This window comes from Alterirhizorhabdus solaris, from assembly GCF_007785815.1.
GTDB classification, from domain to species: Bacteria; Pseudomonadota; Alphaproteobacteria; order Sphingomonadales; family Sphingomonadaceae; genus Alterirhizorhabdus; species Alterirhizorhabdus solaris.
Map to the genome: position 1 here is coordinate 1 of NZ_VNIM01000037.1, position 14822 is coordinate 14822.

11 protein-coding genes are annotated in these 14822 nt (G+C 66.9%); 5 read left to right on the top strand and 6 right to left on the bottom strand.

Features of this window, described 5'->3' with window-relative positions; all coding sequences use genetic code 11:
* Positions 1-703: dihydroxy-acid dehydratase domain-containing protein (locus tag FOY91_RS10505; RefSeq protein ID WP_203234540.1), on the bottom strand; the 703-nt coding region annotated here is incomplete at its 3' end.
* A gap of 10 nt (positions 704-713) precedes the next feature.
* Complete coding sequence (locus FOY91_RS10510) at positions 714-1820, bottom strand: aldose epimerase family protein (protein ID WP_420822879.1); 1107 nt, start codon at positions 1818-1820, stop codon at positions 714-716.
* Positions 1821-1996: 176 nt separating this feature from the next.
* Between FOY91_RS10510 and FOY91_RS10515 the strand changes: the two genes are divergently transcribed.
* Positions 1997-3310 (top strand): sugar MFS transporter, encoded by a 1314-nt coding sequence (locus FOY91_RS10515; RefSeq protein ID WP_145151185.1) that lies wholly within the window; start codon positions 1997-1999, stop codon positions 3308-3310.
* Here FOY91_RS10515 and FOY91_RS10520 read toward each other — a convergent pair.
* On the bottom strand, positions 3307-4104 hold the full coding sequence (locus tag FOY91_RS10520; protein WP_145151188.1) for a FadR/GntR family transcriptional regulator: 798 nt from the start codon (positions 4102-4104) through the stop codon (positions 3307-3309). The genes FOY91_RS10515 and FOY91_RS10520 overlap by 4 nt on opposite strands.
* Positions 4105-4206: 102 nt before the next feature.
* Here FOY91_RS10520 and FOY91_RS10525 point away from each other — a divergent pair, with 102 nt between their 5' ends.
* The 4 genes from FOY91_RS10525 to FOY91_RS10540 all read left to right on the top strand — a co-directional run bounded on the left by FOY91_RS10525 (position 4207) and on the right by FOY91_RS10540 (position 9640).
* Positions 4207-5763 carry an aldehyde dehydrogenase (NADP(+)) gene (locus tag FOY91_RS10525; protein ID WP_145151191.1) on the top strand — a complete coding sequence of 519 codons (1557 nt, stop codon included), beginning with the start codon at positions 4207-4209 and terminating at the stop codon, positions 5761-5763.
* A gap of 54 nt (positions 5764-5817) precedes the next feature.
* Positions 5818-6810 (top strand): AraD1 family protein, encoded by a 993-nt coding sequence (araD1, locus tag FOY91_RS10530; protein WP_145151194.1) that lies wholly within the window; start codon positions 5818-5820, stop codon positions 6808-6810.
* Complete coding sequence (locus FOY91_RS10535; protein WP_145151197.1) at positions 6807-7751, top strand: Gfo/Idh/MocA family protein; 945 nt, start codon at positions 6807-6809, stop codon at positions 7749-7751. Before araD1 ends, FOY91_RS10535 begins: the two co-directional genes overlap by 4 nt.
* Before the next feature lie 176 nt (positions 7752-7927).
* Positions 7928-9640 carry an alpha-N-arabinofuranosidase gene (locus FOY91_RS10540; protein WP_145151200.1) on the top strand — a complete coding sequence of 571 codons (1713 nt, stop codon included), beginning with the start codon at positions 7928-7930 and terminating at the stop codon, positions 9638-9640.
* Positions 9641-9758: 118 nt separating this feature from the next.
* Here the strand turns inward: FOY91_RS10540 and FOY91_RS10545 are convergent, their stop codons facing one another.
* The 3 genes from FOY91_RS10545 to FOY91_RS10555 form a co-directional block, all read right to left on the bottom strand.
* Positions 9759-10916, bottom strand: a complete 1158-nt coding sequence (locus tag FOY91_RS10545) for an alpha/beta hydrolase (protein WP_203234541.1) — start codon at positions 10914-10916, stop codon at positions 9759-9761.
* A gap of 248 nt (positions 10917-11164) precedes the next feature.
* Positions 11165-12361: an alpha/beta hydrolase gene (locus tag FOY91_RS10550; protein ID WP_145151203.1), complete on the bottom strand. Its 1197-nt coding sequence runs from the start codon at positions 12359-12361 to the stop codon at positions 11165-11167.
* Positions 12361-14658 carry a glycoside hydrolase family 3 C-terminal domain-containing protein gene (locus FOY91_RS10555; protein WP_162527205.1) on the bottom strand — a complete coding sequence of 766 codons (2298 nt, stop codon included), beginning with the start codon at positions 14656-14658 and terminating at the stop codon, positions 12361-12363. Before FOY91_RS10555 ends, FOY91_RS10550 begins: the two co-directional genes overlap by 1 nt.
* Between the last annotated feature and the right edge of the window lie 164 nt (positions 14659-14822).

The window sequence follows — 14822 nt, forward strand, 5'->3', positions numbered from 1 at the left end:
CGCGATAGGGCGCGGGGATCGCCGCCGAGCCGGGCAGCGACATGCCCAGCGCCTCGGCCAGCGAGTTCATCGTCGTGGCGGTGCCCATCGTGTTGCAATAGCCGGTGGAGGGCGCGGACGAGGCGACCAGCTTGATGAAGCCGGACTGGTCGAGTTCGCCGGCCGCCATCAACTGCCGCGCCTTCCACACGATCGTACCGGAGCCGGTCCGCTCGCCCTTGTGCCAGCCGTTGAGCATCGGGCCGACCGACAGCGCGATCGCCGGGATGTTCACCGTGGCCGCCGCCATCAGGCAGGCCGGCGTGGTCTTGTCGCAGCCGATCGTCAGGACAACGCCGTCGAGCGGATAGCCGTAGAGGATCTCGACGAGACCGAGATAAGCGAGATTGCGGTCAAGGCCGGCGGTGGGGCGCTTGCCGGTTTCTTGAATCGGGTGGACGGGAAATTCGAGCGGAATGCCGCCCATTTCGCGAATGCCCTCTCGCACGCGCTCCGCCAGCACCAGATGGTGGCGGTTGCAGGGGGAGAGGTCGCTGCCGGTCTGCGCGATGCCGATGATCGGGCGACCGGATTGAAGCTCTTCGAGGCTGATACCGAAGTTCAGATAGCGCTCCAGATAGAGCGCGGTCATGTCTATGTTGTCGGGATTGTCGAACCAGGCGCGCGAGCGGAGCCTGGACTTGATTTCGGGCGAAGCGGTCATCTGGAATCCGTCAGCGGGCGGTGGAGAGGCGGTAGATCATGACGTGCCGATACGGCTTGCCGGGATCCACGCGGGCGGAGACGAACGCCGGCTGGTTCGGCGCATCGGGGAATTTCTGCGGCTCCAGCGCGATGCCGTCACCCATCCGGTAGACGTGGCCGCCCTTGCCGATGAAGGTGCCGTCGAGGAAATTGCCGGTATATACCTGCAGCCCCGGCTCGGTGCTCAGAACCTCGAGGACGCGGCCGGATTTCGGATCCTCCAGCCGGGCCGCAAGCTGCGGCGTGGCGGTGGTCCCTTTATCGAGGGCGAAATTATGATCGTAGCCACGGCCGAAGCGGATTTGCTCGTCGCGCCCGTCACGGATGCCGTTGGCCAATATCCGCGCACGGCGGAAATCGAAGATGGTGTTCGCGACGGGGCGGCGTTCGCCCGTCGGGATGAGCGCGGCGTCGACCGGGGTATAGGTTGCGGCCGGGATCGTCAGCGTGTGGAAGGTGACACCCTCGGGCGAACCCTCGCCGGCCAGGTTGAAGATCGCATGATTGGTCATGTTGATGACGGTCGGCTGCGTCGTCGTTGCGGCAAAGGTGATGGTGAGCGCGCCTGTTTCGTCGAGTGCGTAGGTGACGGTCACGTCGAGCGCCCCTGGGTAGCCGAGATCGCCATCGGGGCTGCGATGCTTCAGCACGACGGTCGCGGACGCACCGCTGGCGATCGATGCGATCGTCCAGTTCTGCTTGTCGAACCCCTTGCCGCCACCATGCAGGGAATTGACCTTGTCGTTCAGCGGCAGCTGGTACGTCTTGCCCTCGAGCGCGAATTTTCCGCCGGCGATGCGGTTGGCGTACCGGCCGATGGTAGCGCCGAAATAATTGGGATGTGCCTCGTAGGATGCCGCATCGTCATACCCGAGGATAACGTCGGCCGGCCTGCCGGTTCGGTCCGGCCCGATCAGCGACTGCAGCGTTGCGCCGTAGGTAAGGATGCGCGCGGATACGCCGTGCGCATTGGACAGGGTGACGGCCTCGACCTTGCTGCCGTCGGCCAGTTTGCCGGCAGCCGCGCGCCGCGCATCCGCCGCCCACGCATGCTCCGGGCCTACCGCCAGCGCCATTATCGCCGCTGCCGCCCACACTGCGTTGAACGCCTTCTGCATCACCCGCCCCCGTTGCCCGAACGCCGTTGACGCGCCTCGCTACCTTATCTAGTCCGACAATCCAGCAAAGAGCAAGATGTTCGCGCCTGCGGCCGTATCGGCTCGGCTCTGGCAAGCGAATCGGGGAGGGACGTATGGCGGGACCAGTCAACGGATCGGCAGCCGTTCTGCGCGATGCTGCCCCTTTGGGCACGAACTACCGGCCGGCGCTGACGCTGCTGGCCAGCCTGTTCTTCATGTGGGGCTTCATCACCGTCATCAACAACACGCTGCTGCCGCACCTGCGCAGCGTGTTCGAGCTCAGCTACACGCAGACGACGCTGATCGAGAGCACCTGGTTCATCGCGTATTTCTTCGCATCGATTCCGTCGGCCAAGCTGATCGAGCGGATCGGCTATCAGCGGGCGATGGTGGCGGGGCTCGGCATCATGGCCGCCGGCGCGCTGCTGATGATTCCGGCAGCGCGGCTCCCTTCCTATGGTGTCACGCTCGCCGCGCTGTTCATCATCGCGAGCGGCATCACGCTGCTCCAGGTTGCCGCCAATCCTTATGTAGCCGTCGTCGGATCGCCTGAAACCGCCTCGTCGCGGCTGAATCTGGTACAGGCGTTCAACTCGCTCGGCACGACGCTAGCGCCCTTGTTCGGCGGCTATCTGATCCTCGGGCGCTCCACCTCGGGGACCAGCGGGCCGGGGGCGGCGACGCTGACGCAGGCGGAACGGCTAGCCGATGCGCAATCGGTGCAACTGCCCTATCTGATCGTGGCCGTGGCGCTGATCGTGCTGGCGATCGTGATCGCGCGCTTCCCGCTGCCGGCGCTCGGCAACGCGACGCGGCGTTCGGCGAAGGCCGAGCGCAAGGGGCTGTCGCTATGGAGCCACCGCAACCTCGTGCTCGGCGTGCCAGCGATCTTCATCTACCTAATCGCCGAGATCGGCGTCTCGAACTTGTTCATCAACTTCGTGTCGCAGCCGGAGATCGGCAACCTCACGCACGAGCAGGCGTCTCATTATCTGTTCCTGCTGTGGGGCGGGATGATGCTGGGGCGCTTCGTCGGCAGCGTGCTGATGCAGAAAGTCGCGGCGGAACGGGTGCTCGGCTTCGTCAGCCTGTGCGCGTGCGCGGTGATGCTGGTGGCGACCTTTACGAGCGGCCATGTCGCGATGTGGGCGCTGATCTCGGTCGGCCTGTTCCACTCGATCATGTTCCCGACGATCTTCACGCTCGCCATCCGGGGACTGGGGCCGCTGACAGAGGAGGGGTCCGGCCTGCTCGTCATGGCGATCGCGGGCGGGGCGCTGGTGATCGTGCAGGGCTGGCTGGCCGATACCTACGGCCTGCAATGGTCGTTCCTGCTGACCGCTGCGTGCGAACTTTATGTCTTGTTATACGCGGCTTGGGGATCGCGGCCGACGGCCGCGCTGCCGCCGCCCGAAGTGGTACGCTAGACCGGATCGGTCCGCATGGCGATGCTGGTATCGTCCAGCGCGAGATCGACCAGCATCCGCATGGCGGCGCCGGCTGCGTCGGCATCGCCAGCCAGAATCGCCTCATAGACTCTCGCATGATCCGGGATCGGATTGCGCGGGAGGGCGCGGGACCGCTGCTTGTATTGCGTGGTCCAATGCACCGCCGCGCCGATGCTGGCGCTGAGCACCATCATCGCGGCGTTGCGGGTGGCGCGCAGGATGGCGTTGTGGAAATCCCGATCGGCGGCGCGGCCCGCCTCTGTTGCCAGCGTATGGCGACGCATGCCGGCAAGCGCATCCTTTATCGCCTTTAGATCACTGCGGTCGCGCCGCTCCGCTGCGAAGCGGGCGGCAGCGGGTTCGACGACGCCGCGAAGCTCGAACAGCTCACGGACGAACGCTTCGTCCGGCTCGCCGGCAAAGGCCCAGGCCAGCACGTCCGGATCGAGCAGGTTCCAGCGATCGCGCGGCAGCACGCGGGTGCCCGCCTTTGGGCGGCTTTCGATGAGCCCCTTCGCCGTAAGAACCTGGACCGCCTCCCGATAGGCGCCGCGAGAGACGTCGAGCGCTTCGGAAAAGGCGACCTCGCTTGACAGGACATCGCCCGGCGCGAACGCGCCCGAGAGGATAGCGGTGCCGAGCTTGTGCGCGATTGCGCCGTGCAGCCGGCGGCCCGTGCCGCGCGGCGCCCGGGGTGCCACCCCGGCAGCTTCCGGCGGATTGCTGGCAGTTTCTGGCGGATCGCCGGCGGGTTCGGGTTCTTTGTCGGTCATGCTGATCTCCAGCGCGTACCGCTAACAGCGCGGGGGCGATCGTGGAACGAGAGATTGCCTTATCGCGGTCGCGTATTTAAGTCGGAGTATAAGGAGAAGGTGATGACCGATCAGAGCAAGCTTGTGCGAGCCACGGCTCCTGCCCTGCATTCTATCGACGCGCAGACAGGCGCGATCGTCAGCGACGCTTTCGCGGTTCACGGTTTCGATGATGTCGCGGCCGCTTGCGCCGCCGCCGAGGCGGCGTTCGATATCTACCGCGCGACCGATCGGGCGACGCGCGCCGCCTTCCTCGACCGGATCGGCGACGAGATCGTCACGATCGGCGACGTGCTGATCGAGACTGCCGTGCGCGAGAGCGGCCTGCCGCGCGCGCGTCTGGAGGGCGAGCGCGGCCGTACTGTCGGCCAGCTCAGGTTGTTCGCCGATGTGGTGCGGCGGGGCGAGTGGCTCGGCCTGCGCATCGATCCGGCACTGCCGGATCGTCAGCCCGCGCCACGCCCCGATTTGCGGCTCCGGATGGTGCCGCTGGGGCCGGTCGCGGTGTTCGGCGCATCCAATTTCCCGCTCGCTTTCTCGACGGCCGGCGGCGACACGGCATCGGCGCTGGCGGCGGGTTGCCCGGTGGTGGTGAAGGGGCATCCGGCGCACCCCGCGGCAGGCGCGCTGGTGGCGGAGGCGATCCGGCGCGCGGTTTCCGCCAGTGGTTTGCCCGAAGGCGTGTTCTCGCATCTCGTCGGCGCGGGCAATGCGCTCGGCGCGGCACTGGTGCAGGATCCCCGTATCGCCGCCGTCGGCTTCACCGGCTCGCGCGGCGGCGGCCTCGCACTCGTCAAACTGGCGCAGGCGCGGCCGGTGCCGATCCCGGTGTATGCCGAAATGTCGAGCATCAACCCGGTGGTGCTGTTGCCGCATGCGCTGGCCGCGCGCGGCGCGGCGCTGGGTTCGGCGTTCGTCGGTTCCCTGACGATGGGAGCGGGACAGTTCTGCACCAATCCCGGGCTGGTGTTGGCGATGGAGGGGGAGGGGCTGGACGTCTTCGTCACTGCCGCCGTCGCGGCACTGCAGGCGAGCGTCGGCGCGACGATGCTGACGGGCGGCATCCACGCGGCTTATGGGCAGGGCGTCCAGGCGCTCGCAGCACATGAGGATGTTGAAACTCTCGCGCAGGGGCAGGCGGGCGAGGGCGTGGCCGCTGGCCGCGCCGCGTTGTTCGCGACTGATGCGGCCGCCTTCCTGCGCGACGAGGCGCTGGGGCATGAGGTGTTCGGCGCATCCTCGCTGCTGGTGCGCTGCCGCGATGCGGATGAATTGCGCGATGTGCTGGCAAAGGTGGAGGGGCAGTTGACCGCGACACTGCAGATGGACGCCGAGGACGAAGCGCTCGCGGCGACGCTGATCCCGATCCTTGAGCGCAAGGCCGGCCGCATCCTCGCCAATGGCTGGCCGACGGGCGTGGAGGTGACGCATGCGATGGTCCATGGCGGGCCCTATCCGGCGACGTCCGATGCGCGCACGACATCCGTCGGCAGCCTGGCGATCGATCGCTTCCTGCGGCCGGTGTCTTACCAGAATCTGGCGAGCGCGCTGCTGCCCGCCGAACTACGCGATGGGACGGCGAACGATGTGCCGGTGTTGATCGACGGCAAGCGCAACTGAGATGAACGCTATGCGCCGCCGCCCCGGAGCGGGCGCGGCGAAAGGGAGGATAGGATGAGCCTGCGCCTGTTGCAGCATCGCAAACCAAGCGGTGCGCGTTCGGTGATCGCCACTTTCGACGATCGGGCCGCGTTCGTGCCGGGTGTCGAGACGGTCGTCGCCCTGGCATCGCGGGCGATCGCGGCGGGCACCGATCTGGTCGGGGCGGTGGCGGCATGCGGCGCGGGGGATGCGGTCGATCTGGCGGCCGAGTTCGCCGCCGGGACGATCATCGCCCCGATCGACCATGCCGATCCGGCGCATCTGGTGTTGTCCGGCACCGGGCTGACCCATCTCGGATCGGCCGAGGGGCGTGACAAGATGCACCGCGCCGCTGCCGCCGCCGAAGCCAAGACGGATTCGATGCGGATGTTCCTCGAAGGGGTCGAAGGCGGCAAGCCCGTGGCCGGGCAGGCGGGGCAGCAGCCGGAATGGTTCTACAAGGGCGATGGCTCGCAGCTCGTCGCGCCGGGCGCGCCGCTGACCATGCCGGCCTTCGCCCAAGATGGCGGCGAGGAACCGGAGCTGGCCGGCGTCTATCTGATCGGGCCGGACGGCACGCCGTTCCGGCTCGGCATCTGCCTCGCCAACGAGTTCAGCGATCATGTGACCGAACGGCACAATTATCTGTGGCTGGCGCATTCCAAGCTGCGGCAGGCGGCGCTGGGGCCGGAACTGCTGGTCGGCGCGCTGCCCGATCATGTCGAGGGGATGAGCCGAATCCGCCGGGGGGATGCGGTGCTGTGGGAAAAGCCATTTCTTTCGGGCGAGTCGAACATGTCGCACAGCTTCGCCAATCTGGAGGCGCATCATTTCAAATATGCGCTGTTCCGCCGGCCGGGCGACATCCACGTCCATTTCTTCGGCACAGCGACGCTCTCCTTCTCGGACGGCGTGAGCACGCAGGCGGGTGACGTGTTCGAGATCGAGGCGGCACCCTTCACGCTGCCGCTGCGCAATCCGCTGGCGCGCGCCGAGGCTGCGGCCGTTTCGGTCCAGGCGTTGTGAGCGACGCGCCGATCCGCATCGCCGTCGCGGGCATGGGCAAGATCGCGCACGATCAGCATCTGCCCGCGATCGCAGGTGATCCGGGCTTCACCCTTGCCGCGACGGTGAGCCGCAGCGATGCCCGCGTGGCGGGCGTGCCGCACTACCGATCGTTGCAGGCGTTGCTCGACGACGACGGTGTGGCGGTGGATGCGGTGGCGCTCTGCACGCCGCCGCAGGTGCGCTACGATTTCGCCGCGATGGCGCTGGCGCGGGGCCGCCATGTGTTCCTCGAAAAACCGCCGGGGGCGACGCTGGCCGAGGTGGCGGCGCTCGAACGCCATGCGGCGGATGCGGGTGTGACTTTGTTCGCGAGCTGGCATTCACGCTTCGCTGCGGGTGTGGAACCCGCGCGGGCGTGGCTCGCCGATCGCCGGATCGACCGGGTAAGCGTCGTCTGGCGCGAGGATGTGCGCGTGTGGCATCCAGGGCAGGCGTGGATCTGGGAGCCGGGTGGCCTGGGCGTGTTCGATCCGGGAATCAATGCGCTGTCCATCGCGACCCGCATCCTGCCGCGCCCCTTCTTCCTGCAATCGGCCACGATGGCGATGCCGGCCAACCGAGCGGCGCCGATCGCCGCCGACCTGCACTTCCGCGATACTGCCGGGGCGCCGATCGAGATGGATCTCGACTGGCGCCAGACCGGCCCGCAAAGCTGGGACATCATCGTCGAGACGGATGCCGGCACCTGCCGACTGTCGGGAGGCGGGGCGACGCTGACGGTGCCGGGCGGCACTGAGCGGGGGGAGGACCGCGAATATGCCGGACTCTACGCCCGGTTCGGTGCGCTGGTCCGCGCCGGCGCCAGCGACGTGGATACGTCACCGCTGCGGCTCGTCGCCGATGCCTTCCTTCGCGCCCGCCGCGAGATCGTCGAACCGTTCGAGGATCAGAGCCGGTGACATTTCGACGGCCCGATTCCGATATGGTCGGCGGCGGCCAGCCGTGCGGCGGGCTGCCCGGCAGCGCGGCCGGTTCGATATTGCGAAGACGATCGCACTGGCGATTTGAAGATATCCACACTTGATGCCGGGCCGATGGCACTGGACGATAGATCGACGAGAGAGGGGATTTCAGGATGTACGGGACCGTTTCACAACAAGCGCGCTTCCTTCTGGGCGGCGCGGCGGCCATTGCGCTCGCGGTTGCCACTCCTTCTTTTGGGCAGACGGCTGCAACGCCGGTCGTCACACCGGCGGCCGCGTCAACCGCTCCGGGGACGCTGACCATCCAGGCCGACAAGCCCGGCGCGGTCATAAATCGCGACATCTTCGGTCAGTTCGCCGAGCATCTCGGCCTCGGCATCTATGACGGAGTATGGGTCGGCAAGGGCTCGAAGATCCCCAACGTGCGCGGCATCCGCAGCGACGTGGTGGATGCGCTGAAGGCGATCAAGGTGCCCGTCGTCCGCTGGCCCGGCGGTTGTTTCGCGGACGAATATCATTGGCGCGACGGCATCGGCCCGGCGGCCAAGCGCCGCACGACGGTGAACGCCAACTGGGCCAACGCGGTCGAGCCGAACAGCTTCGGCACCGATGAGTTCATGGACTTCGCCCAGCAGATCGGCTCGGAGGCGTACATCTCGGTCAACGTCGGGTCCGGCACGGTGCAGGAGGCGTCCGACTGGCTGGACTATATGACCGGCGTCGCGCCGTCGTCCGCTGCCGGTGAGCGCGCCGCCAACGGCCACAAGGCGCCGTACAAGGTCAAGTATCTCGGCCTCGGCAATGAGATGTGGGGCTGCGGCGGCCCCTATACGGGCGAGGAATATGTGACGAAGATGAAGATCTTCGCGCATTTCGTCCACAACCAGAACCCGGATCAGGCGCCGCCGAAGGTCGATTTCGCGGCGATCGCGAAGGATCTGATGACGGGCAAGGCCATGGACTCGCTGCCCGCCAACCCCAACGGCATGAAGCGCATCGCCGGCGGGCCGAACAGTGCCGATCCGTCCTATACCGAGATCATCATGAAGGCGTGGAAGGCACGCAGCCCGATCTACTGGGACATCGACGGCATCTCGCTGCACCAATATACCTGGGGCTCGCTGCCGTTCAACGAGCCGGCGACCGGCTTCGACGAGAAGAGCTATGCCACCGTCCTGATGCAGACGCAGTGGATGGACCGAACGATCACCAAACATTCCGAGATCATGGACAAATATGATCCCAAGAAACACGTCGCGCTCGTCGTCGACGAATGGGGCGTCTGGCTGAAGCCCCGGGCGGGGACGGAATCGCTGTTCCTGATCCAGGACAGTTCGCTGCGCGACGGGATCGCGGCGGCGATGAACCTCAACATCTTCTCGCGTCACGCCGATCGCGTCCGCATGACCAACATCGCCCAGATGGTGAACGTGCTGCAGGCGATGATCATGACGGAGGGGCCGAAGATGGTCCTGACGCCGACCTACCACGTCTACCGGATGTACGTGCCGTTTCAGGATGCGACCTACTTGCCCGTCACCTTCAATGCGGGCGAGTATAAGGTCGGTGCGATCACGCTGCCCAAGGTCGATGCGCTGGCGGCACGCGGAAAGGACGGCAAGGTCTGGCTGTCGCTCGTCAACCTCGACGCCAACAACCCCGCCGACGTGACCGCCAGCATTCCCGGCGTCGCGGCAAGCCGGGCGGAGGGCGAGGTGCTGACGGCGGCGAGCTTCAACACCGTCAACACCTTTCAGGCCCCGGCCGCGGTCGCCCCCAAACCGTTCCGCGCCGTCGCGCAGGGCGGCTCGCTCACGCTTCGCCTCCCGCCGCATTCGGTCACGGTCGTCCACCTGGAGCCGTAAGCGGGAGGCCGGGTTACGATGCTGCCGGCGTAATCGCTTCGGGCGGTTGCCGTGACTGGCCACCGCTCGTGCGGCGGACAGCCACGCCGCAGCGGCCTCGCCGGGAGCATCGGGGAGGCTATTTGCTGCGAGCCGGGTAGCCGCTCCACACCCAGATCAACGCGCTTGGCAACGTCTGCGCCATCGTGGGAAGATCGACGTGCTTGGCGTTCCGGGCCAGAACGAACTGGTACTGGTAGCCCTTCGCCGCGAGGGCTGCGGCCATATTTTCGCTGGCGAGTACCCAGTCGTGCATGCCGTCGGCCATCGGAACGGGGTAGAAGAGATCTTGGTCGCCGACTTCAAACCAGATCCGGATCGGCTTGCGTGGACTATTTGGGATCAGCGGAGCCCCTGCACCGACACTCGCCGCAGTCGGTGCCGCGAACCCCTTCGCGGCGAGCACGGGCAGAGCCGGTCCCATCCACGGTGAGTGATATTGCCATGCGCCGCCGGGGAGCACGGGATCGTGCGGCCATTGCTGATTCACGAAGGTGGGCGAAAAAGCGAGTACGCGGCGGTAGAGGTCGGGGCGGAACCACGCCATCGTGAACGCCGCCACGCCCGCCGAGCTGCCGCCCATCGCCACCCGGCCGTCCGGGTCACGCGTCAGCCTGACCGGCACGTTGCGCTCGACCGCAGGGAGAACCTCGCTCTCGATCCACTGCGCATAGGTGCCGGAGACGGTGTCGAACTCGCGTCCGCGCTGGCTGCCCTGCGCATCCTGCCCTCCGGAGCCGACGAAGATCACGACGATCGGCGGAATCTTCCGCTCGGCGATGAGCGCGTCGAGCGTTGGCACCAGCAGCCCGCCGCCGCGATATTCGCCGTCGCCGACGATCATGAATGGCGCGACCGTGCCGCGTACGTATCCCGCCGGCACATAGACGCTGACCGGACGGGTCCAGGTGGCCGGGCGGCTCGTCGTGACGAGCAGGTTAGAGGAATCGTCCGGTGCCGTCGCGGCGGCAGCCACGGATGCATTGAAGCCATTCTCCGCGCGGGCGATGCCGGGCTTGTAGATCACGCTGTCGGCCGACGACATCGTGAACGTCTCGATCCGTCCTTTAGCGATGCCGGTACGTTCTTTCGTCTCTGGCGCGGCGGGGTGCGTTGGCCCGATGATGAAGTTGCCGATCGCATCCGTCGGCGGGACTTGCGTGTCGGGAAGCTCGGTGGCCGGCGGGTAGAGCGGGTTGCGCGGATCGCGGATTGGCGGCGACGCGCGCAGGTCCATCCCGCCGAGATCGATGTAGAACGGTGCCGTCCGGTCGATCGTGTTCGATCGTGGCGGCACCGGGGCCGGAACCGCCGGCCCTGGCGCGGCGGTATGCCCGGGGGCCGAAGCGCCGATCATCGCCGCGATTATCGCGTCTGTCACCGATCTCCTTGAACGGTTCGGTCTTAGCGCAAGTTTGTCCGCATCGTGCGTCAAAGCCGTCCCTCCGATGGCGCGATCCGTGCAGGTATGCCGTCGATCGCGCTTCACGGTGCCATACCGTGTCCTTCCAGGAGCCGCATCGTCATGTTGCGCGTAAGCTGGTTGTTGATGCTGCCGCTCAGGAAGTCAAAGGCATGGCCCGCATAAGGGACGCTGACGAGTTGCACGTCGGCTCCCGCTTCCCGCGCCTTGCGCACGAACGCAAAGGCCGGTCCTGTCGGGACGAGCCTGTCGCGCGCGCCGACGATCAGCACCGTTGCGGGCGCCGCAGCGCTGATGGGCGTGGCGGACGACACCGCGGCGTATCGCTGCGGAACTTGGGCAGGCGTCCCTCCCGTGTAGGCAGAAGCCATGCCCTTTGCGGAGAGGGGGAAACCGAACCCGTCGTTGCGGTAGAAATCGGCGACATCGATCACCGGATACAGTGCCACCACCGCCGACACATGCGGCGGCGTGCCGGGACAGGCGGGCCGCAGCGCATGCCGGTTCGCGAGATAGGCGACGTTGATAACGAGGTTCCCGCCCGCCGACTCGCCGATCATCGCGACGCGCGCCGGGTCGCCGCCGAAGCGGCCGATATTCGCACCGATCCAGCCAAGCGCACAGCCGATCTGCGGCTGCGTCACGGCCCAAAGGTGCCGGTCCGCCGTGGACAGCGTATATTCCACCGATACGCCAAGCACGCCGCGATCCGCGAACCACTGCATATCGGCATCCCGTTGCCGATAGCTCCCGGACGTCCACCCGCCGCCATGCACATAGACCAGGACCGGCGCCGGTCGCCTGAGCGGCCCGGCGGGCCGGTAGATGGCGAGCGGTAGCGCATCACCCTCGTACCGGCCGTACGCCCGGATCGTCGGAGCCGGGCCGCCATTCGTCGGGGATCCAAGGCGGAGGCTGCTCGCCAGATCGACACCGACGCCGCTCGCACGGATCGCGCCGACCTGCGCGGCGACGATCACCACGCCGCCGATCGCGGCCATCATGGCGACGGTTGCAATCGCCAGATGCCGCTTGCGGCGGCGGCGGCGCCACAACAGCGCAGCCAGGCCCGAAGCGGCAAGCGAGAGCAGGACGATCCACGGCCCGAAGAACGCTGTGAGCAGTTGCCCCGCCGACAGGTACGGGATCGCTGGCAGTAACGTCCCCATTACGCCGTAGCCCAGCGACGCGACGAGCAGCGCCAGCAGCCCGGTGCCGACGAACCGGCCGACGCGCCGCACCGGGAACTTATCGATCATCACAGGTCCTGCCGCCGGATTGGCACCGCTTCACTCCCGTTTGCCCATCTGCCCTCGACGGAGGAGCGGAACTGCCCTCTCAGCCTGATGTCCTGCGATGAACTGCCGATCATCACGTCGTATGCGCCGGGCGCCAGCGCCCAGGATTTGGTGCCGTCGTTCCAATACGCCAGATCCCGAGGCAGGACGGAGAAGGTGAGGGTGCGCTTTTCCCCTGCCTTCAGCGACACGCGCTGGAAGGCGACGAGTTGCAGGTTCGGCCGCTTCACGCTCGCCGCGAGGTCGCGGACATAGACCTGCACCACTTCGTCCCCGTCACGCTGACCGGTGTTCGCGATTTCCGCGCTCACCTGCACCGGGCGCTGCGGCACCTCATGTCCGGAGATTGCCAACTTGGAATAACCGAAACTGGTATAGCTCAGCCCGTGCCCGAAGGCATATTCGGGCGTTCCGCGAAAATAGAGGTAGGTGGCGCCCTTGGAGACGTCGCGTTCGTTCATCGGCACCAGATTGGTGTCCGAACGATAGACGGTGTAGGGCAGCCGCCCGGCCGGGTTGGTGTCGCCGAACAGCACGTTCGCAACCGCGGTGGCGCCTTCCTCGCCAGCCCAGAACATGTCCAGCATAGCCGGCGCTTCCGCAGACTTCTCGCCGGGGAAGATATAACCGGTGAGATACTCGATCTGCGTGGGCGCCAGAGATACCGGGCCGCCGTTCTGGAGAACCAATACGGTGCGCGGGTTCGCGGCCTTCACCCGCCTGATCAGCTCGCCCTGCACGGGCGGGAGCGTGAGGACGGTGCGGTCCTGCGTCTCGCGCTCGATCGTGTCGTTGGTGCCGACGAACAGGATCGCAACATCCGCTTTACGCGCTGCAACCTCGGCCTCCTTCATGCTCGCCTCGGGATCGTCGCTCTCGACGACACCGCTGCCGCGTGCGTACAACACCTGCACCGCCGGCCCGACCGCCTTGCGGATGCCGTCCAGATTGGTCGGAAAACTGGAGGCCAGCCCAGTATATTGCGCGCCCTTGATTGCCGTCGCCGCCATCGGCCCGATCACCGCGATCGCGCGAAGCCCGGCCCGGTCAAGCGGCAGCAGGCCGCCCTCGTTGCGTAGCAGGACGATCGACTCGCGCGCCACCTGCAAGGCGATCTTTCGGTGTGCTGGCGAGTCGATCACGCTGGCCGGGATCTTCGTGTACGGCACCATCCCGGGCGGATCGAACTCGCCGAGCCGGAACCGCACGCGCAGGATGCGACGCACCGCCTCATCCACCTGCCGCGCGTCGAGCAGGCCCGCCTTGAGCGCGGCGGACGCATAGGCGGTGAACGACCCGGTATCGAGGTCGGTGCCAGCCGAGATCGAACGGGCGACCGCGTGGTCCATGTCGCGTTCTGCGCCGAACTTGCGAACGATATTCTCGACCGCGCCCGAGTCGGGCACGGTGATGCCGCCAAAGCCCCAGTCGCGGCGCAGGATGCCCGTCAGGAAGCGCGCGCTCTCGGCTGCCGGTGTCCCGTCGATCGCATTGTACGACGACATCACGGAGGCGACGCCGCCCTCCACCACGCCCGCTTCAAACGGGCGGAGATAATATTCGTGCAGCATCCGCTCGCTCACGACGACGTTGCTGGACGAGCGGTCCCGCTCCTCGTCGTTGAGCGGATAGTGCTTCAGCGTGCCCGCGATCTTCAAGTAGCGCCGATCATCGCCCTGCATCCCCCGCACGTACGCGACCGTCATGCGTGCGCTCAGCCACGGATCTTCGCCGAACCCCTCCCAGATCCGCCCCCAGCGCGGGTCGCGCGCGAGATTGATGACGGGCGAGCGGTACAGCAGGCCGTTGTGGCCGTACTTCTCGCCAGCGGGTGTCACCGTTACGCGCATGCCAAGCAGGCTCGGCCGGTCGTCGCCCACAACCGTTGGCCACAAATTCGCGATGGCGCGTGCCTCGTCGGCGATCGCAGCGGAGGCGTCGTGAACGAGCTTCGGGTCCCACGTCGCAGCCATCGCGATCGGCGCCGGGAACATCGTCGTCGGCCGCGTCCAGACGACGCCGTGCAGGCTCTGGTTGAAGCCATTGAACGGCGGGATGCCGAGGCGCGGCATCGCCGGCGCGGAGGTGCTCAACAGCGCGATCTTCTCGGCAGGCGACAGCCGTTGGATGAGGTCGTCGACGCGTCGGTCGAGCTGCTGGCCGGGATCGCGATACGGCGGAAGTGGGTCGGCCTGCGCATGCCAGATCGGCATGATTGCCATGGCGAGAACGAATGTCCGCCCGTTCTTCCACATCATCCAGCCTCTCCCGATCTGTTTTGCGGTAGTGTCTTGGATTGTTGCCCTAGGCAATGGGGTGCAGCTTAGTGGGCTGCCCGCTGACGCTCGAAACTCCGGGCGACTACTCTGCATGATCTGAATTCCGCTCGTTTCCACGATGCGGACGGGACTCAAATGCCGAT